This is a genomic window from Thermocrinis sp. (assembly GCF_036781485.1).
In the GTDB taxonomy this organism is placed as follows: Bacteria; Aquificota; Aquificia; order Aquificales; family Aquificaceae; genus Thermocrinis.
The window spans coordinates 1-25,705 of sequence record NZ_DAIQAX010000003.1; the positions used below are offsets into that span (position 1 = coordinate 1).

Below are 25,705 nucleotides of genomic sequence, written 5' to 3' on the forward strand. Positions count from 1 at the left end.
CAAAGCTTTTTAACAAGAGGTTTTGCCCCTTCCCTAATTTCTCACCCGACGTATTGAAGGGTTATAATTATTGAATATGGAGAAGGAAAAAAGTGAAGACTTAGCTAGTCTAAGGTAAACGGCAAACTTGTAGCTAGGGGTGAAATAGTAGTGGTAGAGGACAAATTCGGAGTAAAGATAACAGATATAGTGGAAAAAGAGGAGAGGGTAAAGAAAGCTCTTTAACACTTACCTGTTATATAATCTGCCACAGAAGACGCAGCTATTGATTTGGGTTTCACTACGGGTTTTAGTCCTTGAGCTAAAACAAAACCGATTGCTTCCTTCAAAATTATGGACGAGTTGTGCTGTGGGTTTGGATTTATATCAAGATGGACTTCAAAGGGCCTGTTGCCCACCACATCTATAAGTTCCAGGGCAGTATAGACAGCCCTGCTGACCTCTTCCATAAGCCTTTGTCTTAGTGACCGTATGCGCTTTACTCTTTCAGTCTTCCAGAAAACCTTTGCTCCCCTACAGGAGTCTATATGGACTACCACTACGGTGACAAAAACTGTGCTGTCGTTTACCTGACGAGAGTCGCATCCAACGTATACGGCGGTTCTTTCAGAGGTGCTTTTTATAAACTCCCTTACTTCTTCAAAGTTCTTTATCTGAGGCATTTATATTTCCCTTAAATTCCACCGCTTTTAAATAGGTAGGCTTGAAGAATATCCAATCTTTCATGTTCTGCGCACTTCTCCCATAGCACACCTCGCAAAGAAGCCCTCCATCCACAAGCTTAGAGTTATCGTCGCAACAATCGGACAGGTTCCAAAACTCGTAGTTATCATGAAAGATCAGCTTGCCACAGCCTAAGCATTGGTAAAGCTTACATCCTTTTGAGCTTAAAAGCTTTTCAAGCTCCTGATCTAAGGGAAGCTCCTCTAATTCAAAAACCGTCTTTAAAAACTCTTTCTGTTTTTGGTTAAGTTCTTCAACTTTCATCTAATATATATTTTATTCCCATGCTGGTGGATGAGTTTGATGTGGCTGTGATAGGTGGGGGTCATGCGGGTATAGAGGCTGCTTTGGCTTCTGCTCGTATGGGTGCAAGGACGGTCATGTTCGTACTAAACGCAGACACTATAGGCCAGATGTCCTGCAATCCAGCCATAGGAGGCGTGGCAAAGGGCATAGTGGTAAGAGAAATAGATGCGCTTGGTGGGGAGATGGGAAAGGCTATAGACCACACTGGTATACAGTTTAAGATGTTAAATACCAGAAAAGGGAAGGCGGTTTGGTCTCCCAGGGCGCAGGCGGACAAAAAAGCTTACAGGGAATACATGAAAAAGGTTTGCGAAAATCAAGAGAACTTACACATAAAGCAGGACGAAGTGGTGGACATTGTGGTAGAAGACGGAAAGGTGGTAGCTGTAAAGACAAGGCTTGGGCTTGAGTATAAGGTAAAGGCTGTGGTGGTCACCACGGGAACTTTCCTGAACGGTCTTATATACATAGGGGACAAGACCTTTCCCGCAGGCAGGGCTTGGGAACCAAACTCTACTGGGCTCTCTGAGTTTTATAGAAGACACGGTTTTCCTCTATTGAGGTTCAAAACGGGCACGCCCGCAAGGCTTGACAGAAGGACCATAGACTTTTCCAACCTTGAGATAGCACCGGGAGATGATCCGCCACCTAAATTTTCCTTCTGGACAGAGCCTGTGGGTACATACTGGTTTGAAAAGGGTAAAAAGCAAGCGGTTTGCTGGATAACCTACACCACTCCAAAAACTCACGAGATAATCAGAAAGAATTTGCATAGAACAGCCCTCTACGGCGGGCTCATCAAGGGTATTGGTCCAAGGTATTGTCCTTCCATAGAGGACAAGGTGGTAAAGTTTCCAGACAAAGACAGGCATCAGATATTCTTAGAACCAGAAGGTTGGGATACGATAGAGATTTATCCAAACGGTCTGTCTACTTCTTTGCCAGAAGAAGTTCAGTGGGAGATGTATAGATCCATACCTGGTTTGGAAAAAGTAGAGCTTATAAGACCTGCCTATGCTATAGAGTATGATATAGTTCCACCTACTGAGCTTTATCCCACGTTGGAAACAAAGAAGATTAGAGGGCTTTTTCATGCGGGCAACTTCAACGGCACCACCGGATACGAAGAAGCGGCAGGTCAGGGCATCTTGGGTGGGATAAACGCCTGCCTGAGAGCTTTTGGGAAAGAACCCATATACCTTAGAAGGGACGAAAGCTACATAGGGATTATGGTGGATGATTTGACCACAAAGGGTGTTATGGAGCCCTACAGACTTTTTACCTCAAGGTCTGAATACAGGCTTTACCTAAGGCAAGACAACGCCATCCTCAGGCTTGCCAGGTTGGGAAGGGAGCTGGGGCTTTTGTCTGAAAGCCAATACAAACTTGTTGTAGAGCTTGAAAGGGAAATAAGGTCTTGGCTTGAGTTTTATGAGCAACACAGGGTTTCTGTAGCTATAGGTTCGGACTTGAGACCTTACAGCCTATCACAGCTTCTCACCTCCGAGTATTCCATATACGACCTTAAGAACTTTGGTGTAGAAATTCCAGATCACCCTTATGTTGCAGAAGAAGTGGAGATTGAGCTGAAGTATAAGCCTTATTTGGAAAGAGAAAGGAAGCTAAATGAAAAACTAAAAAAACTTGAGGACACCTCCATCCCAAAGGACATAGACTACGATAGTATTCCTGGGCTAACCAACGAAGCTAAGGAAAAGCTGAAGAAGTTTAGACCTTTGACTGTGGGACAAGCTAGTAGGATAGACGGCATAACGCCAGCAGCCATAACTGCCCTTTTGGCATACTTAGGAAAATTGGACTAAGATGATAATCTTCTTCATAGTCCTATACATGCTTATTACCTTGGTGGTAGGCATACTGGCTGGCAAACTTTTGGTTAAAAACTCAAAGGATTACTTACTTGCCGGCAGAAATCTTCCCTTTTATATGGCAACCTTTGTAGCCTTTGCCACTTGGTTTGGTTCAGAAACCGTTTTGGGTGCCTCTTCTGTAATGGCAAAGGAGGGGCTCTGGGGCGTTATTTCAGATCCTTTTGGTGCAGCGCTTTGTCTTGTTCTCGTGGGCCTTTTCTTTGCCAAACCCCTTTATAGGATGAACCTTCTGACCTTTGGAGATTTCTACAGAGTAAAGTATGGCAGAAAGGCAGAAATAGTAGCAAGTATTATGCTAATAGCCTCTTACTTTGGCTGGATAGGTGCCCAGATGGTTGCCATAGGCCTCATGCTTCACATTACTATCGGGATACCTCAAAGTGCTGGCATAGTGGTTGGTTCTTTTGTGGTGCTTTTATACACCTTTTTTGGAGGAATGTGGGCTATATCTCTGACGGACTTTATACAGACTGTGGTTATAGTTTTTGGCTTGGTCTTTGTGCTTTATGAGGTTTCCAATGGCTTTTCTGAGGTGGTTCCGGTAGTTGCATCCCAGCCTCCCGAATACTACAAGTTTTTCCCAAGCTTTAACTTAGAAGAGATCCTTTTGTTCATAAGCGGGCTTATAACCATAGGGCTTGGTTCCATACCTCAGCAGGATGTATTCCAGAGGGTAATGTCTTCAAGGTCGGAGAGGGTAGCTGTTCTTTCATCCATAGGCGCAGGGTTTATGTATCTGACGGTAGCCCTAATTCCACTGCTCTTAGCCATTTTTGCAAAGGTTAAGTATCCAAACCTGCTTGAGGTGGACCCTCAGCTTATGCTTCCTACCATGATCATGGAGCATACATCCCAGATAACAAAAATCCTGTTCTTTGGAGCTCTGCTTTCTGCTATTATGAGCACCGCAAGCAGTGCGATTTTAGCTCCAGCGGCTATTCTGAGCGAGAATTTACTTAGACCGATCTTTAATAACCTACCAGACAAATATTTTCTGTGGCTAACAAGGCTAAGCGTAGTTCTTATCACAGCTGTATCCTTAGTCTTTGCCCTTGGAGGTGAGTCTATATTTAGGCTTGTGGAAGGCTCTTCAGCTTTGAGCTTGGTCTCTCTTTTTGTCCCAATGGTGGGAGCGCTTTACTTTAAAGTTTCTGATCAGACCTCTGCCATAGCAAGCATGCTCTCTGGCTTCTCTGTTTGGGTGGTTTTGGAGTATATACTTCATTATCAGTTTGCGCTGCTTGCCGGACTTGCCACAAGCTTTGTTAGCTTTGTTCTGCTCCTTTTACGCTCCAAACTTAGAAAGTTTTAAAGAATGAGCGAGCATAAGGTTTATGAGTTTCTTCGCTGGAAAGATACCAAGCTCTCCCCTTAGACACTCCCTTTCGGTAAATCTGCCGGAAGTCATACCAAGAACATAGGGAGACTTTAAAAGAACTGGCACAGGATGCCACGAGTGGCCTTTAAGAACGGAAGGCGTGGAGTGGTCCCCTGTTATGACCAGCACATCCGGCTTTAGTTCAAGAATCTGTGGTAGTTTTCTGTCAAACTCTTCTATGACCTTAACCTTACCCTCCCAGTTTCCATCCTCTCCGTAGGAGTCTGTCTTTTTGATGTGTAAGAAGAAAAAGTCATAATCTTTCCATAACTCTCTCAGCACGCTTATCTGATCGTCTATGCTCTGACCTGGAACATCTATCACATCCATACCCACCAAACTTGCTAATCCCTTGTACATTGGATAGACCGCTATGGCGCATGCTTTCAGTCCAAACCTTTCCTCAAGGCTTTTGAGCTTAGGTTTTTGAGAAAAGCCTCTCAAAAGTATGTAATTCGCCTTAGGCTCGTCCCTTAAGACTTCCGAAGCCCTTTGCAGAAACTTTTTTACCACATCAGCTACTCTCCAAGACTGCTCGTTTTTTCCTATTGGTTCAAGGGGAGATCTACCTTCTTTTTGTGGATCGGTATCGTTTATAAGGGCGCTGTTTTCTGGAAGGGCTTGAGGAAATCTTAAAACTATAGCCAACCTGTGCTCCATACCCGCTTCCAAAAAAACCTCCACATCATCTATAAACCTTATGCTTTCCTTTAACTTCTGTGTAATCCTTCTGTTCTCTTCTGTAGGTATCCTTCCTGCCCTTCTGTCTTTAACTATGGCATGCCCATTCTGGTATTCTACAGTGGCGTAGTTGCCCCTTATGGCTATATCTGTTTCTCTTACAGTCAGCCCAAGTCCCAAAGCTTCCAGTATCCCCCTTCCTATCTGATACTCCACAGGGTCATATCCAAATATTCCCAGATGGCCTGGACCACTACCTGGAGTTATCCCATAATCCACCGGCAGGTGCATACCCAAGGCAGACTCCTTAGCTAATTGGTCCAAATTTGGAGTATTAGCTATTTCCAATTCGGTTTTTCCATCCTTTACCGGAAGCCCACCTATGCCATCAAGAACGACCAAAAGAATTTTACTGCTATTTTTTTGTATTAGATGTTCCAACATGGCTTTAAAATTTTAAAACATGGAGCTAATTGGTTTAGAGGATTTCATCAAGCTGGACATAAGGGTGGCAAGGGTTATATCTGCAGAAAGAGTAGAAGGCTCCGAAAAACTTCTCAAACTTAGAATATCCCTTGGAGACCAAGAGAGAACTATAGTGGCTGGCATAGCCAAACACTACTCACCCGAAGAACTTCTGGGAAAGAAAATAATAGTGCTTGCCAACCTAAAACCTAGAAAGATATTCGGCGTAGATTCTCAGGGTATGCTCTTGGCTGCCTCTGACGGAGAGCATCTTTCCATCCTAACACCAGAAAAAGACGTAAAAGAAGGTTCCAAAGTTGGCTAAGAAATGGAGAACCTATACTATAATATATTTTGTTAAAAGGAGGTAAAGCATGAGAAAAGTAGCTTTATTGATAGTATTTACTACATTTTCTGCAGCTGTAATATCGTGTGGTCAAGTGTCTTCCTCCAGAACTTACGAAGGTGCAGCCGTAGGCGGTACTGTAGGAGCGGCAGCCGGTGTATTGATAGATAAAGAAAACAGATGGAGAGGAGCTGTCATTGGCGGAGCCTTAGGTGCAATCTTAGGAGGGACAATAACCGAGATAGCTCAAAGGGCATCCAGGGAAGCGGCCATGGCAAACAGGCCAGTAGAATACAGATCAGAAGATGGTAAAGAAAGAGTATATGCAGAACCTGTAGCATCAAAGGGTAAATGTAAAATAGTAAAAACCAGCTATTATCAAAATGGTAAATTAGTTAAAGTAGAAGAAAAGGAAGTGTGCCCTTAACATTAATTAAATTAAAAATAAAGCGGGGGGTCATTCCCCCTTGCACCTGGTATTCAATATACCAAAGCTTCCTCCTCTTTTTCTGTAAGCAATTTTTAATTCCCCTGTCTTAGCATCTATAAAAGGTAGGAAATAGACCCCACTTTCCTGAATCTCAAGTATGGCATCCTCTTCGCTCATTGGTTTTTCTATTACTAACTCTTCCTCGATTATAGTGGGTCTTTCTTTCTCTTCTGAAGGTGCGATTATAGCACTTATAACTTCTTCCTTTATTTTAGCACCACGCCTTCTGTACTCTAATCTTCTCTGTTTTAGCTTTATTATCTGCCTTTCTGCTTCATCAAGCACCTTATCCAGTGCTGAAAATACGTCTATATCCTCCTCCCATGCGTGAATAACTCCACCACCCCAGGTTTTTAAGTACAGATCCAAATCAACCCTATAAACTGTAGGCCTGCTTTCACCAGCATAGTCTTTTTGTTTTGCCCTGGATGTGGATAGGGTAATCACAACCTCCACTTGATCTTCCTCTACCTCTTTCAAAAGTCTGGAAAACCTCTCCAGCTTGCCCTCTACAAAACTTTTCATGGCATCAGTCCATTGTACAGCCTTTCCTACAAATTCTACGTTCATCCAAAACCTCCTTGTGTTTATAGGGGCATAAAATTTTAACAAATTTTTAAAATTTTAACAAATTTTTTTTTATTAGACAGATAACCTTTCCAGCTCCCTACGCTTAAGTATTTCTATGAAACCCCTTTCTGTGTTTATAATACCCATCTTCTTCCACTTACTCATTACCCTTATGGTGGTTTCCACGGTAGTGCCAGTCATTTCTGCTATATCGTTTCTAGTTAATGGAGCATCTATAACTATAGTTTCTTCATACTTTTTACCTATCCTATCCGCTATCTCTAAAAGAACCTTTGCGATCCTCTCCTCTACCTTACCACCAGCTATGCTCTTTAAAGTTTCATATGTTTTCAACAGCGTTGCGGTAGCCTCACAGGTCATCTTAATAGCAATGGCGGGATGTTTTATGGCTAAGTTTATGAAATCTTTGTTTGATATGTAAAGGGCTTTTGATTCTGTTATAGCTTTGGCTGTGTAAGTATTTTTGGGTGTTTTCTTCCCCCATTCTATCCAACCAAATATGTCGCCTGGATAGACAAGTCGAACTATTACTATCCTAGCATCGTGGGTTTCCTTTAAAAGCTTTATTAACCCCTCAAGAAGTATGTATATACCAGGTTCTGCTTCCTCTTCAAAAAATAGATACTCACCTTTTCTAAAACTCTTTTCCTGCATATACTGAAGAGCCTGTTTCAGTTCATTCTCAGAAAGGTCCTCGAAAAGATGCAAGTTTTTTAGATCCTTAATCTTCCCTTCTCCAGAAAAAGTTTTTGCCATCCTTTTCCTCCTATCATTACTGTGGGTTCAAAGATAACATAATCTGTGTGAAAGGGCACTTTGTTAATACCACCAAAGGTATGATTGTCTCCTATGGCTACATGCACCGTGCCCAATATCTTCTCGCATTCTAAGACGTTATCTACCCTTTTTGCCTTAGGGTTTGTTCCCACTCCCAGCTCCGCAATAGTCCTTGCCCTTTCGTGTTCTTTGAATACCTTTTCCAAATATTTAACGTATGGGTCAAAGCCTTCTATCTCTTCCACCGCACCATCTTTGAACTTGAAGGTTATGGGACTGTCTAAACGCCTGTCTGGTCCGTAAAGAATAGTCATCTTACCATAAGCTGAGTCTTCTACAGGTGCTATAAAGGACTCTCCTGCAGGCAAGTTACCATAATCTCCAGGTCTATGAAACAGACCTGTATCTGCTATGGCTTGCCTTCCCTTTATAGAAAACTCCAGCTGAGTTCCATCTGCCTTTATCTCCACCCATTCTCCTTCTGTTAGAATTTCAGCTATCTGATTACTAACCCTACCCACCTCTTCCCAATCCACATCCATAGGACCGTAAAACATCTCTGGCTCAAAAAGGGGCATGGATGCGTACCTCACTCCAAAGTACCTTGTAAGAACTTTTCTATAAAATGTATGCGTCGTGGAATAGTAAGGAAAGGCTATAATCACGTGGGGTAAATCTTGGGCATGTTTTTTGAGTATGCTTAAAACATCCTCCTCTGAATAACTTTCCTTGTTTATTACTCTTCTAAACAGACCACTCCTTTTTAGCTCCTCTATGGGAGACTCACCGAAGGTTTCTATCCATACTTCCTCAGGGGGTTCTTTGCCGTGTTGCCCCAGAGAAGAGTATTGTATTTTCTTCACTCTCTTAGACATTAATTTACCAACTTGGTAAAACTCTTCCAAAAGGTCAGCAAGATAGGGTTTGGTATCATCGGTAATCAAAAGCAGAGTCTCGTCCTCTCTCAAATTCATGTTGATGCGATAGAGTTTTTCTATGTGAGCTTCAAACATCATATAAAAATTTAATACGAAAAATGCTAGGATAATCTAAATTTAAGGAAGTGGTAACCTTAATGTGCCTAAGATGTACTTTAGGTCATTATCCGTAAATAAAACTCCCACTCCTGCCATTCCGCCCCTTAACTTCTCATTAAGAAGGTCATCACCACCCACCCTTATATACAAAGGACCCTTTACATTGTATTGCAATCCAACCTGGAGGTTTGGCTTTAGCTTTTTGTTATTTTCTTTCCTTCCAAAATCCCAAAAATCGGAAAAGAGCATGATCTTTTCATTCCAGATCAGGTCAAAGCCTATACCGCCTTCAGACTCTTTCAACCCAGCTCTAAATACTGTCTCTTTACCAAAAACGGGGAATATCCTCGCATATTGAAGCGTAAATTGGGGAGTAAATTCTTTTTTTGTTATTGTGCCCGCATTACTTGTTTCCTCATAGGTTATTCTACCCTTTGAATTACCAACTATCTCCGCCAAGTAGTATTTTTGATTGTCTGGTTGCACTTTTATACTAAGTATTCCTTTGCCTTCGTTGTCTTTGTAAATCTCTCCTCTAAAACCTATGTAAAAGTTGGTCCTTCTAGCCACTTCTCCGGCCTGGGAGAAGACTCTTGTGGCGGAGGCTATATTTTTGTATAGTTCCTCATCTTTGACCAACTTTCCAATGGTGCCCTCCCCTTTTTCAATTCTAGAAAGAATGAGGTTCAGATTTTCAGTGGCCTCTGCAAGGTTTTTAGATAAGGATCGCAAATCTTCTCTGTTTTCGGAAACCACCAAGTTAAGATTCTTTGAAAGTTCGTTTAGATTTTTGACTAACTCGGGAAGAGTAGTTTTGGTATCCTCTGAAATCTCCCTCAGATTTTTTACTATTTGCTTTATATCTTGTCTGTTTTCGGAGGCGATGCTTTCTAAGGTTATTGCAAGCCTATCTATGTTTTCTATTGTTTGAGGGAGTGTTCTGCTAAGGTTATCAGAAAGAACTTTTATTGAGTATATGGCAACTCTGAGATTATCCCTGTTCTCTGCAGTAATCTGGTTAAGGTTGTAAGTAAGTATTCTTAGATTTTCCATAATTTGCTTAATATCTTCTCTGTTTTCCGCGAGAATAAGTTGGAAGTTCTGTGCAAGAAGCTTAACTGCTTCTGATGCCATAGTCAACTCCTTTATCAATTTATCCGTATCTGCATAGCCTAAGGTTTGACTTATAACTCCGCCTTCCTTTAAGACACCAGCTTGGGAACTACCCGGATGTATAGAAAGGTACTTATCGCCCATAAGTCCAAGTGTGCCGATCTCAGCAGATGCATCTTTATAGAGGACAACATCCTTAGCTACTTCAAAGACCACCTTGACCCTTTCGCCTTCCAAACTTATGCTCTTAACTTTACCGCTCTTTATACCAGCCACTCTAACTTCCGCACCAACCGACAGTCCAGCCACATCTTTGAAATAAACCACGTACTCTTTGGTAGGTGGTCTAAAAAGAGGAATATCTCCAAAGGTTATTATCAGAAAGGCAAAAGCCAAAGCTACAGCTAATACAAAAGCACCAAGTTTTGCCTCTACGGATAACCTCATAGGTATAGTATAAATAATAATTGCTTTTTGCAAATTGTTTGCTTAAACTTTTCATAACTATGGGCGAAAAGGTTTATGCTTACGATACTACTTTGAGAGATGGCTCCCAAGCAGAAGGAGTGAATTTTTCTATAGAGGATAAACTGAGGATAATTTCTAAGCTGGATGAGTTCGGTGTGGATTACATAGAATGTGGCTGGCCTGGATCAAATCCTAAGGATACGCTTCTTTTTGAAAAGCTCAAAAAAGTGAAGTTAAACAGGTCAAAGATTGTGGCCTTTGGTGCCACCAGAAGGCCCGGAAAAAGGGTGGAAGAGGATCCGCAGGTGGAAAATCTAATAAAGTCTTCCGCTCAAACCATTACTATCTTTGGTAAGAGTTGGGATTTTCACGTTTTAGAGGCTCTCAAAACAAGTTTAGAAGAAAACCTTGATATGATAGCCCAGACGGTGGAGTATCTTAAAAGGCATGTGCCAGAGGTGATTTTTGATGCAGAACACTTCTTTGACGGATACAAAAGAAACCCAAATTATGCTTTAGAAGTCCTTAGGCATGCCCTTCAGGGGGGTGCAGACTGGATCGTGCTGTGCGACACAAACGGTGGATGCTTGCCTCATGAGATATACGAGATAACAAAAAAGGTTAGAGAAGTCTTTCCAGAGGCAAAGATTGGTATTCATGTGCATAACGATTCGGACTGTGCGGTGTCAAACTCTATTATGGCAGTTTTAGCTGGAGCCAGACAGGTGCATGGCACTATAAACGGTATAGGGGAAAGGACTGGAAACGCAAATCTCTGCTCTGTGATTGCAAACCTACAGCTAAAGCTTGGCTTTTCTGTTGTTCCAGAAGAAAACCTGAGAAAACTTACCGAATTGGCCCACTTTGTAGCGGAAATTTCCAATATACCCGTGCCGAGAAACATGCCCTACGTGGGAGATAGTGCCTTTGCTCACAAAGCAGGAGTGCACGCCTCTGCAGTGTTGAAAGAAAGTAGAACTTACGAACACATAGACCCTTCCTTGGTAGGAAACAGAAGAAAGATAACTGTTTCTGACCTATCTGGAAAGAGCAACGTAGTGTATAAGCTAAGAGAAATGGGTATTGAGGTAGATGAAAGGTCCCCTGAGGTTTTGAGGCTTGTAGAGAAAATAAAAGAGTTGGAGAAAGAAGGTTATCACTTTGAGGCTGCAGAAGCTTCTTTTGAGCTACTCTGTAAAAGACACTTTGGTTTGGTTCGGAACTACTTTGACTTGGACGCATACAGAGTCCTAATAGCTAAAAGGAGCACGGATGAGTTACCAGTTTCAGAGGCTACAGTGAGGTTGGTTGTTGAAGGGGTCAAAGAGCACACCGCTTCTTTAGGAAACGGCCCAGTTAGCGCTTTGGACAAAGCCCTTAGAAAAGCCCTGGAAGAATTCTATCCAAACTTACAAGAAGTTCAGCTCATAGACTATAAGGTTAGGATTGTGAATGAATCTGAAGGAACATCCGCAAAGGTCCGAGTGCTTATAGAATCAACGGACGGAAAAAGGAAGTGGGGAACGGTGGGCGTCTCAGAAAACATAATAGAGGCATCCTGGATAGCCCTCACAGACAGCCTTGTGTATAAGCTGATGAAGGATGAGGAGGAAATACAGTGAAGTGGCTGATTCTTAAAAGGTCTAAAATTAAAGTTTTTGGTAAAAGTGGGAAAACGCTACCTAAGGGTTTTCAGGAAGAGCACACCGCCTTTCTCCATAATCTTTTAACAAACGACATAAAGGGTATGAAGCCTTACACTTTGACCTACAACCTTTGGCTAAAGCAAAATGGCTTTCCCATTGAAGATTTTTTTGTGTATAAAATGGAAGACCACTACATTTTGGATACGGGAGGGGATAGTGCCAAAATAATTGCTGAGTTTGAAAGATTAAAGCTTTCTCTGAAGGTCTATTTTCAGGACCTTACCGAGAGTTATAGACACCTTTTCGTCTTTGAAGAAGGCAGTAAAGAGTGGATAGAGAAAACCTTTGGACAAGTTCCACAGGAAGGAAGTTTTTTTGAAAAGGACGGTATTTTTGTAGCTAACAATACCATAAGGATTAGACAAGAGGGATTTGACGTCTTTGGAAAAATAGATTATCTTTTGGAACTTTTGCCAAAAAGTGAAATGATCTCAGAAGAGGAGTTTGAAGACTTAAGGATAGAAAGATCTATACCAAAGATAAGCAAAGAGTTAAAAGATGGTTTTTCTCCTTTGGAAGCAGGTCTTTTACAAACCGCCATAAGCCTGACAAAGGGCTGTTATGTAGGTCAAGAAGTCATAGCCAGGATACACTACAAGGGAAGACTGCCAAGAACTTTAGCCCTATTCCAAGTTCAAAACGTAAAGGAGGGGGAAAAGATTTTAGAGGGAGATAAGGACATAGGTATTATCACATCGGTATCCAGAAAGGGTTTAGCTTTGGGATACGTGTTATATGCCAAGGCGGAGAAGGGTAAAGAATACACAACGGAAAACGGACGGGCAGTTTTGCTTGAAACCTTAACTCAGGAAAAGCCTTAGCCAGGCTTTGAAGAATAGACTTTTGTAGGTATATTCTCCAGTGAGAAGTTTGTAATAAGCTCTGAGTGCTTCTTTTTTGCTCCATTTGTAAGCCCATTTCTGAAATCGGTAAGCTATCCTTGCAATCCTTCCAGCGTAGATTAGATCCTTTAGCATAGGCTTGCACAGTCTTTTGTATTCCAAGGCAGGGTCGGAGGGATTGGCAAGAATTGCCCTTGTGGCTAAGGTTGCTCCGTAAACAGCATAGTAAATTCCTTCCCCTAACAACGGATCTACACAATTGGAAGCATCTCCTACCAAAAGGATCCTTTCACTACCACTGTGAAAGTCCCCTTCTTTTTCCAAATAGGGTATGTGCCAGCCGTGTATCTTTGGGTTTTCTTTCAAACCCAATCTTTTTGTGTAATTTCTTAATATCTCCAAAAGATCATCCTTGCCGGCAGAGGCAATTCCCACGCTGTTTGGGAAAACCCACGCATAACCCCTTTCCACAAGCCCTATGTCTATTCTCACTTCCTGATCCAAACCCGTCTCAGAAAAAAACTCCAAAGATCTAAAAAATTTATCTTTCTTATAACCAAGAGCTTTTGCAACCTTTGAATAAAACCCATCCGCCCCTATTAAAAATTCTGCTTTTGCCTTTCCCCTACTTGTTAAAACCTCTATCCTTTTACCTTTGTTAAGTCCCAAAAACTCACATTCATCCCAAACTTCAGCACCAGCCTCCAAAGCTTTTTTTACCAAAAAGTAGTCAAACTCGGACCTATCCACTATGTAAGCTAAGGTGCTGGAGTGAGGCAAAGTAAAGAATTCTCTACCTTCATAACCAAGAGTCCCCACCTTTATAGTGTGCTTTATAAGATGGGTCCAACCTGTAGGCAAGAGTTTTTCTATCCTTGCAGAAAGACATCCTGCGCACAGTTTAAATCTTGGAAGTGTACTTTTCTCTATAAGCAAAACCTTTAGCCCGCTTTTTGAAAGCTCGTAGGCGCTCATGGCCCCTGCGGGACCGCCACCTACTACAACTGCATCAAACTTCATTTTTCTTCCACGAACAGAGAGAATATTTCAAGATTGAACCTTTTTCTTAATTCCCCTTTTATCATGAAACTAAGTGCTGTTTTGTCCTGTTTAAACTGTGCGTACTTTTTAAGTATTTCTTTTTTCTCTTCCTCCGGCAGATTATCCCAAAGGTGTTTGTAAAGCTTTTTTTCCAAATCCATCAATATCTCCTCCGCTTCTATTTTATTGTTTGGTTTAACCTGTGGCACTGGAATAAACTGCCCTATCTTTTCTAACTTTTTTTCAAACTTTCTTTGCCAATCTTCTACTTCTGTTTTTGAAAAGCTTCTTTTTCTCACCTGCTGGATGTGTTTTAAAGCGAGAAATGCTGGTGTTTTCCGCCTTCTCTCGGGAGGAATGCTCGCGTAAAATCTTTTTATCCCTTCTTTTACCACATTCAGAGGATACTGATCCTGCTCCAGCCTCCTTAGGAACCACCTTTCCCTGGGTGACAGAAAAATTTCTCCTTTAAGCTTGAGTATTAACTCTACTATCTCTGAGTAAGACACTTTGCACTCTCCTTAAAAACTCTTCATGGCTAATAGAAGTCCTAAAGCCCTGGGGCGTAAAGTGAGTCTGCTTTCCTTCAAAAAGCTTTAAGATTCTGCCTTTTGGTGGCAGGTTTGGTATTTTAAAAACTTTAGCCAAGGCGGATAAAGTGTAAAACCCTACCGAGTTTATGTAGCCTTCCTCGTTTATAGCCTTTAGTATTTTGATAGTTTCCTGAGAAAGCTCCACACTTCCCCTAAGCGACCAAACCTTTTGTAAAAATTCTCTGTCCCAGAGTTCACCTATCCACAAAGGACCAGCTATCAAAAGTCTATTGCCGCAGAAGGGACAGGAACTTTTTATGTTCTCAAGGGACACACTTTCTCTATAAAGACACTTATCGCAGTAAAGGAGATAGCCGATGTTTTTAATTACCTGGTCTGTCCTTTTGGCTCCAATATCTTTCATTAAGAACACCTTAAAGTGGTGCTTGTAAGAGTAGGAAAAAATTGGTCTGAAAGCATAATCGTGCTTTGCTCCCTCTTCCACTACCTTTTTTATTAGTATCCTTATGCCTACCTCGTGGTAAAACTCACACTCCAAAAGGGGCTTGCTAGCATACCTTCTTATGCAGGTGCTTGGATAAGTCCCAGAAAGCACGGACGTATCCGTAGCAGTAACAGAGAGTATCCCTCCTCTCTTTACCGGAAAGACGGCAGAGTCTAAGAAAGGAATGGGAGAACCGTACGGATCTACATCTACATAGTCGCAGTTTCTAAGGCGCCTCATAAGCAGGCTAGCATCCTCTGAGTGTATCTCAACCTTGCTTTGGTCTATTTGGTTTAGCCTTAAGTTCTCCTTAAAGTTTTCTACAGCCCTTTGATTTATATCGTTGTATATAGCTTTAGATACCTTGGGCACTTCTAAGAGAAATCTCAGAACCCTTACTCCACTGGCACCCATAGGATCGCATACTACCAGATTTTCTCCTTCCATCGCACTTACTATCAGAAGACTGATGTCCCTGTTTACTACCATGGCTGGGTTATAGAACACGGGCATGTCTGAAGAGATTATTTCTGGAATTTCAACATTTAGTAGAACATTTCCTTCCCTTATCATACTAACCTGTAGCTTTTAACCGTATCCACAAGAAGTCTTACCTTACTGAGCTCCATATCGGGGGAAAGCCCATGACCTAAGTTAAATACGTATTTTGTCCTTCTTGGAATTTTTTCCAAAAGCTCCACAACCTTTCTCTGTAATACTTCCTCCTCGCAGTATAGCACCGATGGATCAAGATTGCCCTGAAAGGCTCTTGCGTCCCTCTCCATCCATCCAAGCATATCCACAGTCCAATCCACTGAGAAAGCAGAAACTGGAAGGTCCTTTAAAACCTCCAAATACTCTCCCGATCCTCTGTAAAAGTATATCACCGGAACATTTAGCTCTTGCTTTAGCCTGTGGAAAAAGTCCTTCAAAAGAAGGGCATAGTCCTTAAGGTTTTCGTAAGACATGTGCATAAGCCAACTGTCAAAGACCTGCACCAAGTCCGCACCAGCTCCCACCTGCCCCTTAAGGTATTCCACCAAGTTATCAGAGAGCAAGCGTAGGAATTTACGATATTCCTCTTCCCTCTGCCACATAAATAGCTTTGCCTTTTTGAAGTCTGTATTGCCTTTACCTTCCACCGCATAGGCAAACAGAGTCCAAGGAGCACCACAAAAACCTATTACCGGCACTTCCTTTTGTGTGGCTTTCACACCTTTTACTATCTCATTGACGAACTCCGTATCTTTGCTTGTTATCCTTTTAAGCCCATCCACCCTTTGGTCCCACTCCAGCTTTGGACCTTCCCCCTCTTCAAACCTTACCTTTATACCCATAGGCTCCAAAGGCACCAAAATGTCGGAAAATATTATTACTGCATCAACTCCAAGAAGTTCTAAGGGAAGTAAGGATACCTTTACCGCAAGATCTACGTTTTTGCAAAAACTTAGAAAGTCCTTTTCCTTTTCCCTCAGCTGACGGTATTGGGGCATATATCTGCCCGCTTGACGCATAAGCCAAACAGGAAACCTCTCTATCTTTTCACCCTCAAGACTCTTTAAAAGAAGCATGCTTTCTATTTTAAGACTCTTATCGCTATTATTCTGCGGTGCAAGTTTTTCAGTGCGTCCCTTTCAAGAAGGTTTTTGACCACAGCCTTTGGATAGATTTTCTGACCATCGTCTTTTTTTATGGAATAAACTGCGTGGTAGATAACCACGTCTTCTCCTTCAAAACCCCCAAAGATCATTACGTGTCCCTTCATGTAAAGTAGGGTTCTGTAGGGTGGTAGTTCTTTTAATAGCTGTTTAAATTCTTCATAACTTTTGAAATCTACTTTGACCTCGTCCCCTACAAGAGCTTGCTGATAAGAATTTCTCGGCATTTCAATCCCAAACACTCCAAAGAAGGCTCTAACCAAGGCAGAACAGTCATAGTAGCCACCCCACTGGTAGGGAAGTCCGAGAAGGCTTTCCAAAAGATACTTTGCTCTATCTTCAGAGAAATTCCAAAAGCCTTCAATTAAGCCATCTTTGCTCACTCGCCGAATTTCTCCTTTCGGTGTAAGCACTAAGTATTCTTCTTTTTTGCTTCCCACGTAGGGAATTTTTGCTCCCATACTGTAGGTTAAATCTTCCACCCTAAGCTCGGGTTTTATAACTACCAAAAAGGGTAGTTCAAAGAGTTTAAGAAATCTTTCCCTACTGATGAGCTCTACGTCTTTTTTTCTAACCCAGCCTCGCAAAAAGGTGCTCTGAATGAAAAACCACTCTCCATCTTTTGATTGATACATTACCACCAATGGGGTAAAAGGATCTAAAGCACTGTACTGATTGTAGTCTATCTCAGGATTTCCTTTATGAACTACTGCCTCTGTGGGTAGAAGCTTTAAATCTGTTCTTCTTAGTGTGAGTCCGTATGCCACATCAACCTTTTCGGGTATTTCCTCCACGTTAGCATTTTTATACAGTTTTTCCAAGAGCTTATCCTTAAGGGGGACCTCATTCAGATAGAGTTTTCCGTTTGGATAGGCATCTTCCAATATCCAAGCCTTTAGTTTTTCCCTTTCAATATGGGTGGGAAAGCTTCTCAAGTCCGCCATCTGTGGAATTAACTCAAGTGCCTGTTTTGTTGTGGTTTCTCTTTCTAAAGAAAATACAAAACTTATCAGCAGAAGAAGCGCAATAAACGTCATACTCTCCTTTCAAACCTTAGCCTTTTTGGAAGGTCTTCTAACCAACCAAGGGCTATGCTAAAGTTTTTCTCTACATACCTTTTAATCTTGGGAAGTTCCTTCTGAAGCTCTTCCAGATCATCCTTTTAAAGCTTGGGAAGCTCATCCAAAATTTTCTGAAGCTCAGACAATGCTTTTTCAGGATTGAAGGGGTCAGCAAGTAGTTCTTCAAGCCTTCTTAGCCTTTCTCTCATAGCCGAGCATTACCATAAACGCTACTGAGCTGATAACCATAAAAATTGAAACGAGTTGATTCCAAGTAAGCCCTATGGGCTGTATGGGTGGAGTGACGCCTCTGTAGAATTCTAAGAAAAACCTCAGAGCTCCATAAAGTAGCATGTATAGGGCAAATACAAAACCGTCAAAGGGTTTTCGCCTGTAAAAAAATAGCAGTATGAAAAAAATAGCAAGCAGTCCTAAAAACTCCATAAGCTGAGTGGGATAAAGGGGAATGTAAGGCGGTGCAACCGCCCCCTCTGGAAAGACCACATAAAAAAAGGGAAACTTATCCGAAAAGTGTATGCCCGGATTTATGTCTTCTGCCAAAAAGGGTTTGCCATAACAACAACCCGCAGAGGTGCAGCCAAGTCTTCCTATGCTGTGAGCTATTGCTACCGCTATCACGCTTAGGTCTGCTGTCTTCCAAATTGGAAACCTGTATCTGTATATACCTATTAAAGCACCTACAATACCACCAATTAAACCACCAAAGAAAGTAAGACCTCCATGCCATATGGCAAATACATCGGTTATGCTCTTTATTTGCTCTGGATGCTCCACGATGTAAGTTATCCTTGAAACCACTATGCCAAAGATTAAGGCTAGAAGCATAGTATTTTCTATGTGGTTTGTATTCAGCCCTTCCCTTTTTCCTAATCTCAAAAGCAGAAAGTAAGCCAAAAATACTCCTGTTGCTACCAAAACGCCATAAGTGTATATCTTTATCCCAAAGACTTCAAACAAAACGGGAAACACTAAAAACTCACCTCCTCTATGTTTATTGTAAAGCTAAAGTCTTCAACGCTTACCTTCACCCTTTTGTAATAGCCATCCTTAGTTCTAAAACTGTAGTCCAAAGTGATCAGTCTTTCCTTTCTCTTGTCTAGTATTTCTACTTTGCTCAGTTGTGCATCTTTAAAGTAGTGCCTTATCAGATAATCCCCCACTTCTCTACTTAGGATTATTCCTTCAGAAGAGCAGGAAATCTTCTCCTCACCAGTCAATAGCGCACCAAAGATTATTCCGTCTGGTCCGAAGGGTAGATCTAAGCATACACCATTGGCACAAAGGCCCTTTTTGTCAAAAGACAGGCCGGGGATTTTGGGACCTTGAATGGTGTATTTGCTGTTGTCCTTTTCCAGTTTCAGAGGAATCTTCACTGCTCCGTAGGATACGTATATAAAGCTTGTGTATTTTTGCGGGGCTTTGTCTTCTGAGTAGTTAAACGCAACGGTGGGGTCCATCCGGCAAAGCACTGGAGCGCAAGAGAGTACAAAGCACAGGGCTATGGCTAAGTAGATCTTCATGGCAATTCTCTTCTGATGCGCACCGCTTCGTAGTGTGCAAGTAGCCCTTCTGCTTTGGCTATATGTTGGGCATGATCTGCCAATCTCTCAAACCCTTCTTTGGAAACGTACATAACCGAGCTTCTTTTGACAAAGTCATACACACCAAGGGGAGAGAAAAACCTTGCGGTGCGCCCTGTCGGAAGTGTGTGGTTTGGTCCTAAAAGATAGTCTCCTAAGGGTTCTGTGCTGTAGGCACCTAAAAACACAGCTCCTGCGTGTTTTATCTTAGGCAAAAGAGAGAAGGGATCTTTTACCATAAGCTCCAAATGCTCGGGTGCTATGTAGTTTGCCACTTCACAGGCTTGATCAAGGTTCTCCACTAGAAACACCGTCCCAAATCTTCCTATGGACTTTTGGGCTATGTCCTTTCTCGGAAAGTCCTCCATAATCTCCTTTAGTTTTTCTACAACCTGCATGGCGTGCTTTTCGTCTGTTGTAATCAAGAATGCTCCAGATAGTTCGTCGTGCTCCGCCTGAGACAACAAATCCCAAGCTATCCACTTAGGATCTACCGTCCCATCGGAGATCACGAGCACCTCAGAAGGACCTGCGATCATGTCTATATCCACCACTCCAAAGAGTAGCTTTTTGGCTAAGGTAACGTATATATTGCCCGGACCAACAATCTTATCAACCTTTGGCAGACTTTCAGTCCCATAAGCAAGGGCTGCTATAGCTTGCGCCCCTCCTACTCTAAAGACTCTGCTTACGCCGGCTATAAACCCTGCAGCTAAGGTGTATTTGTTAGGCTTGGGAGATACCATAATGATCTCCTTCACTCCAGCTACTACCGCAGGCACAGAGTTCATAAGAACGGTAGATGGATAGACTGCCTTTCCCCCCGGCACATATATACCCACTTTTTCCAGAGGGATAACCCTAATTCCAAGAAGTATGCCTTCCTCTTCTGTTATAAAGGAGTTTTCTAACTGCTTTTCGTGAAACCTCTTTATCCTCCCATGGGCGATCTCCAAAGCCTGTCTAACTTCAGGCTCAATCTCTTCGTAAGCTTTTTCAAGCTCTTCGTATGGCACTTCCAAGTCTTCTTCTTTTATCTCTTCCCCGTCAAACTTTTTGGTGAATTCCAAGAGTGCTTTGTTGCCTTCCTCTTTAACCCTATTTATTATCTCTTTTACAACTGGCTCGTATTCTTCCGTTATAATTTCTCCACGGGACATTACAAACTTGAGCCTGCTGTTGAACTCCCAAGCGGTATTCCTAAGGTCCTCTATGTGCATAGCAATATCATAATAGATTTTTTTCAATTACAATTATAATAGTAGCTCATCCACAATCTTAGGAGGTGGAGCGTTGAAAAACATAGTGATTACACCCATGACCTTTGAACCTGTCTATGCTCAACCTGCAGAAATAGTGGAAAGGAAAGGGATAGGTCATCCAGACACTGTATGCGACTACTTGGCAGAAAACCTATCTAAGGAACTCTGCAAATGGTATTTAGAAAACTTTGGCGCAATTATGCATCACAATGTGGACAAGGCTTTGTTAGTTGGAGGAGTGGCAAACGTGCGCTTTGGCGGAGGGGAAATAGTAGAGCCTATTGAAATACACTTAGTAGGTAGAGCCATTCTGGAAAAAGATGGGAAAAAGCTTGATAATGTAGATGAGTTTGTGATAAACACTGCAAAGGAGTGGATAAAAAAGCATCTGAGGAATATTGATGCGGAGAAGCATGTAAGAATCTACCCGAAAATAAGGCCCGGTAGCAAGGATTTAGTGGAGCTTTTTGAGAGGTTTCAGAGAAAAGGAGAAATTCCCTTAGCAAACGATACCTCCTTCGGTGTGGGTTTTGCACCTTTAGATACCTTAGAAAGGGCAGTTTATGAAACTGAGACCTTTCTAAACTCTGAGCACATAAAGAACTCCTATCCAGAGATAGGAGAGGATATAAAGGTTATGGGGGTCAGAATAGGAGAAAGAATAAGGCTTACAGTGGCACTCGCTTTTGTAAGTAAATACATAAAAAACATTGATGAATACTTTCAGAAGAAGGAAGAAATAATGCAAAAAACTAAAGAGCACGTTCAGGACGTCATAGGTAAGGAGGTAGAGCTATTTATAAACACTGCAGACAGCAGGGAAAATGAGAGTGTCTATATAACAGTAACGGGGACTTCTGCAGAGCACGGAGATGACGGGCAGGTGGGTAGGGGAAACAGGGTCAATGGATTGATTACCCCATACAGACCTATGAGTTTGGAAGCGGCAGCGGGCAAAAACCCCATATCCCACATAGGCAAAATTTACAACACGGTGGCAAACAAAATAAGCAGAAGGGTTGTTGAGGAAATTGAAGAGGTAGAAGAAGCGTACTGCTATATAGTTTCCCAAATAGGAAAGCCAATAAACGAGCCTCAGGTTTTGGACGTAAAGGTAAGGACAAAAAGGGACTTAAAGAGTATAGAAGATTTGGCAAAGCGTATAGCTCAAGAGGAGCTGGACCTGATGCCAGAAGTTTGGAGAGGCTTTGTAGAAGGTAAGTATCCCGTAGCTTAGAGCTTACTTTTGCACTTTAGGCAGAAGTTTTTACTCTTTTGGTCTACTTCAAAGACCGAGTTGGAGAAGTTCATCACACACCCGGGGGTTTTACAGTGCAAAAGACCAAAGGTGTGTCCCAGCTCGTGGTTTATCTCCTTAAACACCCTTTCAAAGAAAACCCTTTCGTCCTTGTGAAAAAGCCTGTATGTGCTAACAAGGGCGCACCTTCCATCTAACTCACCAATGCCAAAGACAAAGTTTAAGTTATCTTCGTAGATATCAACGTCCGTAATACCTACAAGCTTTAGCATGTTTGGCAGCTCAACTACCTTCATGCGGTTTAGGATTTTGCTTGCGATGAACTGCCCCCTGTTTGGATCGTAAGCATCACGATAATATACAGGCACGTCCGATATTCTTACGTCAAAACTAAACACTTCCTTTATGTTCTTTGCACTGGCAAGCAAGAGCCTTTTCTGAACATTCCCTGTGGCTACAATGTAGATGAACATGTGCAAGGTGTTAAATATAAGCTCTCAAATAATTAGCTTATAAGCTTTACTTATCGTTTATATAAGATAACCTTATAAAAGTATAAGAAGGTTGAAATTGAAAATGGGAGCAAATTCTTAAACTTTTTAATAGGAGGTTTCCCATGGAGATAGGTGGAAGTTTTTACGATAGGAAAGCATACAGCACCTGTTATATGTGTGCCTGCAGGTGTGGGATAGAGGTATACGTCAGAAACAACAAAGTTACTTACATAAAGGGGAACGATGTGCATCCCACTAACAAGGGTGTTCTGTGTGCCAAAGGTTCTTCTGGCATTATGAAAGAATACAGCCCTGCAAGGCTCAGAAAGCCTCTGCTTAGGGTAGGTCCAAGGGGTTCTGGACAGTTCAAGGAAATAGAGTGGGAAGAGGCACTGCAAATAGCAACGCAGTGGTTAGAGGAAGCTCGTAAAAAGGGACCATACAAAATAGCCTTCTTTACCGGAAGGGATCAAATGCAACAGATAAACAGCTGGTTTGCAAGCCAGTTGGGGACTGTCAATTGGGCAGCTCACGGTGGATTTTGCTCTGTAAATATCGCCGCCGCAGGTCTTTACTCCATAGGTGGTTCCTTTTGGGAATTTGGAGAAGCAGACTTTGAAAACACTAAATACTTTATGCTGGTGGGTGTGGCAGAAGACCACTCTTCCAATCCGTTTAAGCTCGGCATTCAGGAAATGAAGCGCAAAGGCGGAAAGTTTGTGGTGGTAAATCCGGTTAGATGGGGCTACGGTGCGGTGGCAGACGAGTGGGTGCCAATAAAACCTGGAACAGACGGAGCCTTTTTCCTTGGTTTAATGCACGTGCTGTTTAAGTATAACTTGGTGAATTGGGAGTTTCTTAAAGAATACACCAACGCAAGCTGGCTTGTAATTCAAGCACCAGGAACCTCAAAGGATGGACTCTTTTACAGAAACCAAGAAGGAAAGCCAATGGTCTTTGACAAGAAAAGTCAGAGCTTTAAGCCAGCAGACAGGATAATGCCAGAGGATTTGGATCCTGCTTTTATAGGAGAGTTCAAAACACCAGAGGGCTACACAGTAAGACCAGCCTTTGACATATTTGCGGAAAGGCTCGTAAAAGATTATTCGCCAGAAAAGGTAGAAAAGATAACAGGCATTTCTGCAAAGGACATAGAGCGAATAGCCAAAGAGATGGGCACCATAGCGTTGTATCATCCTATAGAGCTTCCCATCGAATGGACCGACGTTTGGGGAAGAAAGCACAAAAAGGTTGTTGGAAGGCCCGTATCCTTCCATATTATGAGGGGTATAGCTTCCCACACCAACGGCTTTCAAACCGCAAGGACTGTATTCCTTCTGATGATGATGTTGGGTGTGGTGGATGTGCCCGGAGGATTTCTCAATAAACCTCCCTATCCAAAACACATAGAAGATCTTCCCAAACCTTACAAAATCACAAAGCCAGACGAGATAAAATACGGAGAAATTTACCCTGGACCTCACCTTGGTTATGTTCAAAACCCAGATGACCTTTTGGTGGATGAGAAAGGAAACCCAGTAAGAATAGACTGGGCTTACAGCTGGTGGTTCCCAATGACAGCTCACGGATTAATTCATAACGTGATCCCTGCAGCCTATCAGCAAAACCCTTACGGAATAGAAGTTTTGATGATCTACATGGCAAACATGGCTTGGAACTCATCCCAGAACATTCCATACATCATAGAAGCACTGACTGCCACGGACCCTGCGGGCAACTACATAATACCAAAGATCATTACCATAGACGCCTTCTACAGCGAACAAGTGGCCTATTCGGATTTAGTCTTGCCAGATGCCACATACCTTGAACAATGGTTTGCCTTATCTTTGCTTGATAGACCACCCTCTGCGGTAGATGGTCCAGTAGATGCACTCAGACATCCCATCGTGGATCCTAAGCAAAACGGCTACGATGTAATGGGTTGGGGAGATGTAATGGTAGAACTTGGCTCAAGGCTGAAACTTCCCGGCTTTGTAAATCCAGACGGTTCAAGAAAATACAAGGACTTTAAGGATTTTCTTATAAACTGGCAGATAAGACCGGGTGTGGGTGCCCTTGCGGGATGGAGGGGTAAAAACGGAGACAGACACTTTGTGGGAGAGCCAAATCCAAAACAGCTGGAGATGTATATTAAAAACAAAGGGTTTTTCTACTACAAGCTTGCGGACAATATGCGCTATTACAGACACGTAAATAAGGACTACCAGGAATGGGCAGTTGGCGCAGGATTTTTGAAGAAAGTTGCACCTATTGTGTTTAACTTCTACTTAGAAGCGCTCCAAACCTTTAGACTTGCAGGTCAGGGACTTTGGGAAGGCAAAAATCAACCACCAAATGATCCGATCCTTAGAGAGAGACTTATCAAATACTTTGACCCCCTTCCTTTCTGGTATCCCCCGTTTGAAGAAGAGGTTTCTGGAAAGGACTATCCACTTTACGCCTTTACCCAAAGGCCCCAATGGATGTATCATTCTTGGGATTCTCAAAACGCATGGCTAAGGCAAATCTCCACAAGGAACTACCTCTACATAAATCCAAAAACAGCCCAAAAGTTAGGCATAAATCACTTAGACTGGGTTTGGGTTGAGTCAAGGATAGGAAAGGTTAAGTGTCAGGCGTTCCTAACAAACACCACAGAACCCAATTCAGTTTGGACTTGGAACGCCATAGGCAAAATGAAAGGCGCTTGGGGTTTAAAGCCCGAAGCAGAGGAAGGACATCAGGGCTTTCTGCTGAACCATGTGATACCTCACAGCATCAACATTGGAGGAAGGGAGGTCTTCTACGGAGATCCCATCACAGGACACTTGGCATGGTTTGATACAAAGGTAAAGGTCTATAAAGCAGAAGATCAAACGCCAGAAACCTATCCACAGTTTGAGATAGAGCCATTAGATTATATAAAGGAAAGATGGGTAGATGTTCTAAGGTATAAGCCATGATAGGAACAAAGAAAACAGTAAAAGACTACATGGAGCTTCCTGAAGGGGCCCATTACCAACTAATTGAGGGAGAACTTGTTATGAGCCCTGCACCAGGATATAGTCATCAAAAGGTTTCAATAGCTCTTGCCTCCATCCTCTACGGTTTTATAAAGAAAATTTCAAAGGGAGAGGTGCTCGCTTCTCCCATAGATGTATATCTTGACGAGGAGAATGCTTTTCAGCCAGATTTAGTGGTTGTTTTAAAAGACAGCAAAGCAAGGATAGAAGAAAGGGGCATATTTGGAGCACCCGATGTGGTGGTGGAGATCCTTTCTCCTTCCACTGCCTATTATGACCTTACAGAGAAAAAAGATGTTTATGAAAGGGTTGGTGTAAAGGAATATTGGATAGTGGATCCAAAGAGAAAAAGCTTTGAAATATACGCAAACTCAGAGGATGGCTTTAAGCTTATCTGCCACGCAAAGGCCAAGGGAAAAGTGCGCTCTGAACTTTTAGGCATTGAGATAGA

Annotated in this window: 25 protein-coding genes and 1 pseudogene; 10 read left to right on the top strand and 16 right to left on the bottom strand. The window is 42.3% G+C overall.

The genetic code is table 11. The annotated features are described in order from the left end of the window. Positions 1-114: 114 nt before the first annotated feature. Positions 115-225 (top strand): annotated as a pseudogene (locus tag V7P40_RS02440) (FliM/FliN family flagellar motor switch protein); the annotation flags it as partial. Here the strand turns inward: V7P40_RS02440 and V7P40_RS02445 are convergent. Further along, positions 222-662, bottom strand: a complete 441-nt coding sequence (locus tag V7P40_RS02445) for a ribonuclease H-like YkuK family protein (protein ID WP_333784386.1) — start codon at positions 660-662, stop codon at positions 222-224. The pseudogene V7P40_RS02440 and the gene V7P40_RS02445 overlap by 4 nt on opposite strands. Then, the gene (locus V7P40_RS02450) at positions 640-987 is read right to left on the bottom strand and encodes a hypothetical protein (RefSeq protein WP_333784387.1); all 348 of its coding nucleotides are present in this window, start codon (positions 985-987) and stop codon (positions 640-642) included. Before V7P40_RS02450 ends, V7P40_RS02445 begins: the two co-directional genes overlap by 23 nt. 20 nt (positions 988-1,007) lie before the next feature. Between V7P40_RS02450 and mnmG the strand changes: the two genes are divergently transcribed. Then, on the top strand, positions 1,008-2,852 hold the full coding sequence (gene mnmG, locus V7P40_RS02455) for a tRNA uridine-5-carboxymethylaminomethyl(34) synthesis enzyme MnmG (protein ID WP_333784388.1): 1,845 nt from the start codon (positions 1,008-1,010) through the stop codon (positions 2,850-2,852). 1 nt (position 2,853) lies between these two features. Beyond that, positions 2,854-4,233: a sodium:solute symporter family protein gene (locus V7P40_RS02460; RefSeq protein ID WP_333784389.1), complete on the top strand. Its 1,380-nt coding sequence runs from the start codon at positions 2,854-2,856 to the stop codon at positions 4,231-4,233. On the opposite strand, the gene V7P40_RS02465 is transcribed toward V7P40_RS02460, so the two are convergent. Further along, positions 4,207-5,424, bottom strand: a complete 1,218-nt coding sequence (locus V7P40_RS02465) for a 2,3-bisphosphoglycerate-independent phosphoglycerate mutase (RefSeq protein WP_333784390.1) — start codon at positions 5,422-5,424, stop codon at positions 4,207-4,209. The two genes, V7P40_RS02460 and V7P40_RS02465, sit on opposite strands and share 27 nt — an antisense overlap. A gap of 19 nt (positions 5,425-5,443) precedes the next feature. On the opposite strand from V7P40_RS02465, the gene metG reads away from it, so the two are divergent. Both metG and V7P40_RS02475 read left to right on the top strand, forming a co-directional pair. After that, entirely contained in the window at positions 5,444-5,770 is a 327-nt protein-coding gene (gene metG, locus V7P40_RS02470) for a methionine--tRNA ligase subunit beta (RefSeq protein WP_333784391.1), read from the top strand. Positions 5,771-5,819: 49 nt separating this feature from the next. Beyond that, complete coding sequence (locus V7P40_RS02475; protein WP_333784392.1) at positions 5,820-6,218, top strand: YMGG-like glycine zipper-containing protein; 399 nt, start codon at positions 5,820-5,822, stop codon at positions 6,216-6,218. Positions 6,219-6,248: 30 nt separating this feature from the next. Here V7P40_RS02475 and raiA read toward each other — a convergent pair whose 3' ends face one another. From raiA to V7P40_RS02495, 4 genes are all read right to left on the bottom strand, one after another. Next, complete coding sequence (gene raiA / locus V7P40_RS02480; protein WP_333784393.1) at positions 6,249-6,851, bottom strand: ribosome-associated translation inhibitor RaiA; 603 nt, start codon at positions 6,849-6,851, stop codon at positions 6,249-6,251. Positions 6,852-6,923: 72 nt separating this feature from the next. Beyond that, positions 6,924-7,628, bottom strand: a complete 705-nt coding sequence (locus V7P40_RS02485; protein ID WP_333784394.1) for a Crp/Fnr family transcriptional regulator — start codon at positions 7,626-7,628, stop codon at positions 6,924-6,926. Continuing rightward, positions 7,586-8,665, bottom strand: a complete 1,080-nt coding sequence (locus tag V7P40_RS02490) for an aminopeptidase (RefSeq protein WP_333784395.1) — start codon at positions 8,663-8,665, stop codon at positions 7,586-7,588. The genes V7P40_RS02485 and V7P40_RS02490 overlap by 43 nt, the downstream gene beginning before the upstream one ends. A gap of 39 nt (positions 8,666-8,704) precedes the next feature. Beyond that, complete coding sequence (locus tag V7P40_RS02495; RefSeq protein WP_333784396.1) at positions 8,705-10,246, bottom strand: MlaD family protein; 1,542 nt, start codon at positions 10,244-10,246, stop codon at positions 8,705-8,707. 59 nt (positions 10,247-10,305) lie between these two features. On the opposite strand from V7P40_RS02495, the gene cimA reads away from it, so the two are divergent. Beyond that, a complete protein-coding gene (gene cimA / locus V7P40_RS02500; protein ID WP_333784397.1) occupies positions 10,306-11,889 on the top strand; it encodes a citramalate synthase in 1,584 nt (527 codons plus the stop codon). Continuing rightward, positions 11,886-12,794 carry a folate-binding protein gene (locus V7P40_RS02505; RefSeq protein WP_333784398.1) on the top strand — a complete coding sequence of 303 codons (909 nt, stop codon included), beginning with the start codon at positions 11,886-11,888 and terminating at the stop codon, positions 12,792-12,794. Before cimA ends, V7P40_RS02505 begins: the two co-directional genes overlap by 4 nt. Here V7P40_RS02505 and V7P40_RS02510 read toward each other — a convergent pair. The 8 genes from V7P40_RS02510 to hisD all read right to left on the bottom strand — a co-directional run bounded on the left by V7P40_RS02510 (position 12,774) and on the right by hisD (position 20,434). Continuing rightward, positions 12,774-13,835 carry a geranylgeranyl reductase family protein gene (locus V7P40_RS02510; protein WP_333784399.1) on the bottom strand — a complete coding sequence of 354 codons (1,062 nt, stop codon included), beginning with the start codon at positions 13,833-13,835 and terminating at the stop codon, positions 12,774-12,776. The two genes, V7P40_RS02505 and V7P40_RS02510, sit on opposite strands and share 21 nt — an antisense overlap. Then, positions 13,832-14,365: a hypothetical protein gene (locus V7P40_RS02515; RefSeq protein ID WP_333784400.1), complete on the bottom strand. Its 534-nt coding sequence runs from the start codon at positions 14,363-14,365 to the stop codon at positions 13,832-13,834. The genes V7P40_RS02510 and V7P40_RS02515 overlap by 4 nt, the downstream gene beginning before the upstream one ends. Further along, entirely contained in the window at positions 14,325-15,467 is a 1,143-nt protein-coding gene (locus V7P40_RS02520) for a tRNA (guanine(10)-N(2))-dimethyltransferase (protein ID WP_333784401.1), read from the bottom strand. Before V7P40_RS02520 ends, V7P40_RS02515 begins: the two co-directional genes overlap by 41 nt. Beyond that, the gene (gene hemE / locus V7P40_RS02525; RefSeq protein WP_333784402.1) at positions 15,464-16,465 is read right to left on the bottom strand and encodes a uroporphyrinogen decarboxylase; all 1,002 of its coding nucleotides are present in this window, start codon (positions 16,463-16,465) and stop codon (positions 15,464-15,466) included. Before hemE ends, V7P40_RS02520 begins: the two co-directional genes overlap by 4 nt. Before the next feature lie 5 nt (positions 16,466-16,470). Next, positions 16,471-17,589: an SH3 domain-containing protein gene (locus V7P40_RS02530; RefSeq protein ID WP_333784403.1), complete on the bottom strand. Its 1,119-nt coding sequence runs from the start codon at positions 17,587-17,589 to the stop codon at positions 16,471-16,473. A 207-nt stretch (positions 17,590-17,796) separates the two neighbouring features. Beyond that, the gene (lgt, locus tag V7P40_RS02535; protein WP_333784404.1) at positions 17,797-18,603 is read right to left on the bottom strand and encodes a prolipoprotein diacylglyceryl transferase; all 807 of its coding nucleotides are present in this window, start codon (positions 18,601-18,603) and stop codon (positions 17,797-17,799) included. Beyond that, positions 18,603-19,154, bottom strand: a complete 552-nt coding sequence (locus tag V7P40_RS02540; protein WP_333784405.1) for a hypothetical protein — start codon at positions 19,152-19,154, stop codon at positions 18,603-18,605. Before V7P40_RS02540 ends, lgt begins: the two co-directional genes overlap by 1 nt. Further along, positions 19,151-20,434 (bottom strand): histidinol dehydrogenase, encoded by a 1,284-nt coding sequence (hisD, locus tag V7P40_RS02545; protein ID WP_333784522.1) that lies wholly within the window; start codon positions 20,432-20,434, stop codon positions 19,151-19,153. Before hisD ends, V7P40_RS02540 begins: the two co-directional genes overlap by 4 nt. A 73-nt stretch (positions 20,435-20,507) precedes the next feature. Between hisD and V7P40_RS02550 the strand changes: the two genes are divergently transcribed. Further along, positions 20,508-21,713 carry a methionine adenosyltransferase gene (locus V7P40_RS02550; protein WP_333784406.1) on the top strand — a complete coding sequence of 402 codons (1,206 nt, stop codon included), beginning with the start codon at positions 20,508-20,510 and terminating at the stop codon, positions 21,711-21,713. On the opposite strand, the gene V7P40_RS02555 is transcribed toward V7P40_RS02550, so the two are convergent. After that, complete coding sequence (locus V7P40_RS02555; RefSeq protein WP_333784407.1) at positions 21,710-22,207, bottom strand: archaemetzincin family Zn-dependent metalloprotease; 498 nt, start codon at positions 22,205-22,207, stop codon at positions 21,710-21,712. The genes V7P40_RS02550 and V7P40_RS02555 overlap by 4 nt on opposite strands. Positions 22,208-22,350: 143 nt before the next feature. Here V7P40_RS02555 and sreA point away from each other — a divergent pair, with 143 nt between their 5' ends. Together sreA and V7P40_RS02565 are read left to right on the top strand one after the other, a co-directional pair. Then, the gene (sreA, locus tag V7P40_RS02560) at positions 22,351-25,194 is read left to right on the top strand and encodes a sulfur reductase subunit SreA (RefSeq protein WP_333784408.1); all 2,844 of its coding nucleotides are present in this window, start codon (positions 22,351-22,353) and stop codon (positions 25,192-25,194) included. Next, positions 25,191-25,705 (top strand): Uma2 family endonuclease (locus tag V7P40_RS02565; RefSeq protein ID WP_333784409.1); only part of this gene is annotated, 515 nt, incomplete at its 3' end. The genes sreA and V7P40_RS02565, both read left to right, overlap by 4 nt.